Origin of the sequence: Streptomyces sp. UNOB3_S3 (assembly GCF_020740895.1) — a bacterium.
Taxonomy (GTDB): Bacteria; Actinomycetota; Actinomycetes; order Streptomycetales; family Streptomycetaceae; genus Streptomyces.
This window is the reverse complement of sequence record NZ_JAILXP010000604.1, coordinates 1-2,640: the sequence shown is the minus strand read 5'-3', so window position 1 is coordinate 2,640 and position 2,640 is coordinate 1. Positions and strand designations below refer to the sequence as shown.

Here is a 2,640-nt window from a genome sequence, read left to right as displayed (position 1 = left end):
ACCGCACCCCGTCCCGCCGCCTCGTCCTCGCCTCCCAGTCCCCCGCCCGGCTCGGGCTGCTGCGGCAGGCCGGCCTCGCCCCCGAGGTGATCGTCAGCGGGGTGGACGAGGACGCCCTGGACGCCCCGACCCCGGCGGAGCTGGCCCTGGTGCTGGCCGAGGCCAAGGCGGCCGCGGTGGCCGCGCAGCCCGCGGCCGCCGGCGCCCTCGTCGTCGGCTGCGACTCGGTCCTGGAACTGGACGGGCAGGCCCTCGGCAAGCCCGCCGACGCCGAGGAGGCGACCGCGCGCTGGAAGTCCATGCGCGGCCGCGCCGGCGTCCTGCGCACCGGCCACTGCGTCGTCGACACCGCCACGGGCCGCCGCGCCTCGGCGACGGCCTCCACGACGGTCCGCTTCGGCGAGCCCTCCGACGCCGAGATCGCCGCCTATGTGGCCTCCGGCGAACCGCTGCACGTCGCGGGCGCCTTCACCCTCGACGGCCGCTCGGCGCCGTTCGTCGAGGGCATCGACGGCGACCCCGGCAACGTCATCGGCCTGTCGCTCCCGCTGCTCCGCCGACTGCTCGCGGAGCTGGGCGTAGGCATCACCGACCTCTGGGCCTGACGGGCCCCGCAAGGGGCGCGGGGCGGTGTCGATTTGCGGCTACCGCCGCGTGGGCGCGATCGGCCACGGCCGACCCGCGGCCGACCGACCGCATATCCGGCGGAGCTTAAAGCGGCAGCGCGCTGGTCGCCGCACCGACCTGCTTCAGCTGGCTGAGCTGGTCGAGCTTGCCGAGCCCCTTCACCACGCCGGGGTAGATGCTCTGGTCGTGGTCCGGGGCCATGTCCTGCATGGTGGGAGCGGGCTGCGCCGCGGGCATGCCCTGGGGGGCCGGGGCGCCGTGGGCGGCCGGGGCCTTGGGGGCCTGGCCCTTCGGGGCGGCGGCCTGCCCCTTGACCGGCTGCCCCTTGGCGGGCTGTCCCTTCGCGGGCTGCCCCTTCGCGGGCTGCCCCTTCTTCGGGGCCTGGGCCTTGGCGGGGCCGCCCTTGGCGGGCGCGCCCTTGCCCGGGGCCTTCTTGCCGGGAGCGCTCTTGGCCGGACCCTGCTTCCCCGGGCCCGCCTTGGGGTCGCCCTTCACCGGCGCGTCCGGCGAGGGGGCCGTGACACCGACCGGTCCCGCGCTCGACGACGGGGGCGGCCCCACCGGCGTCGGCAGTGCGGGGTCGGCGGCGGCAGCGACGGAGGACATGGACAGTGCGGCGCCGGCCAGAACGGCAGCGGCAGCAATGCGCTTGATCATGACTTCATCAACGATGTCAGGGTATTTCGGTCACGATCCCCTGGGCCACCGGAGGCAATGCCCGGCCCAGTCAGCGCAGTTCACCACCCACGCCTCCACCGCCACCAGGAATTACCGCACCACCTCGGTCTCTTCACCACCGAACCCGCCACGATCACCGAAGGAGCCCGCCCGCCATGCCGCCGCAGTCCGTCGACCGCGCCCTGGACGTCCTGGACGCCGTCGCCGCCGCCACCGGCCCCGTGCCCGCCAAGGCGCTCGCCCGTCGGCTGGGCTGCGGCCTCTCCACGGTGTACGAACTGCTGGGCGCCCTCACGGACCGCGGCCACCTCACCCGTACGCCCGCCGGCTACGTCCTCGGCTACCGGGTGCCCGCCCTCCACCGGGCCTTCCAGCAGCAGATGCGGATGGGGGACGAGGTGCAGGAGCTGCTGACGAGGGCGCACCGGACGGCCGGGGTCGACACCTACTTCAGCACGTACCGCGACGGCGACATCGCCGTCCTCGCCGGGGCGACCGCGACTCACCCCACCGGCGGGTTCGGCACCGGCCAGGACGCCCAGGGGTACGCCACCGCCCACGGCAAGGTCCTGCTGGCCGCCCTCCCCCGGGCGGCCCGGCTGCGCTACCTGGCGGCCTCGGGGATGCGGGCGATCACCCCGCACACCATCACCTCGGCGGAACGACTGGACGTCCAGCTGCGGCGGGTGCGCAGCGAGGGGGTGGCCGTGGAGGTGGAGGAGTGCGTGCCGGGTGTGGCGTGTGTGGCGGTGCCGGTGCCCTCGTCCGCCGGCCTGGCGGCCGTGTCGGCGGCGCTCCCGCTGGACGACTTCCACCGGCGCGGTCCGCAGGTGACGGAGACGCTCCGCGCGGTCGCGGAGGCGGCGGCGAAGTCGCGGGGCGTGTCGGACATCAGCCGCCCTACTGACGGGTAGATCTATCGGCAACGGTGCCTACGGCCCGGGACGGCACGCAAACTTTGTGTCACCCGTTCGTAGGGACTCCACAAAGATTCGGCGTCGCCACTCCCGGCCGCCATCCGAGAGCTTGGCCACACGGCCGCGCGAGCGGCACTCCGGGAAACCCGGCGTACCGTGGATGATCTGGGGACTTGGGCTCACGCACGGCTCCCTTCTCACGCTCCGTGTGGGCAAGGTCACCCCGGAAGTCGGGTCGGCACAGAGTGTCGCCAGTACCTAAACTCACCTTGTTTCAAGGAGGGAGCCATCGTGCGCAAGGTGCTTATCGCCAATCGTGGCGAAATCGCTGTCCGTGTCGCTCGTGCGTGCCGGGACGCGGGGATCGCCAGTGTGGCGGTCTATGCCGATCCGGATCGTGACGCGTTGCATGTCCGGG

At 73.9% G+C, this 2,640-nt stretch carries 4 protein-coding genes; 3 read left to right on the top strand and 1 reads right to left on the bottom strand.

The window, feature by feature from the left end; genetic code table 11:
• A partial coding sequence (locus K6I33_RS34215) for a nucleoside triphosphate pyrophosphatase (protein WP_229358698.1) occupies positions 1–605 on the top strand: 605 nt, incomplete at its 5' end.
• A 106-nt stretch (positions 606–711) separates the two neighbouring features.
• On the opposite strand, the gene K6I33_RS34210 is transcribed toward K6I33_RS34215, so the two are convergent.
• The gene (locus K6I33_RS34210) at positions 712–1,284 is read right to left on the bottom strand and encodes a hypothetical protein (protein ID WP_229358697.1); all 573 of its coding nucleotides are present in this window, start codon (positions 1,282–1,284) and stop codon (positions 712–714) included.
• 176 nt (positions 1,285–1,460) lie between these two features.
• Here K6I33_RS34210 and K6I33_RS34205 point away from each other — a divergent pair, with 176 nt between their 5' ends.
• Together K6I33_RS34205 and K6I33_RS34200 are read left to right on the top strand one after the other, a co-directional pair.
• The gene (locus K6I33_RS34205; protein ID WP_229358696.1) at positions 1,461–2,219 is read left to right on the top strand and encodes an IclR family transcriptional regulator; all 759 of its coding nucleotides are present in this window, start codon (positions 1,461–1,463) and stop codon (positions 2,217–2,219) included.
• Between the two features lie 294 nt (positions 2,220–2,513).
• On the top strand, positions 2,514–2,640 hold a 127-nt coding region (locus K6I33_RS34200; protein WP_136209427.1), incomplete at its 3' end, for a biotin carboxylase N-terminal domain-containing protein.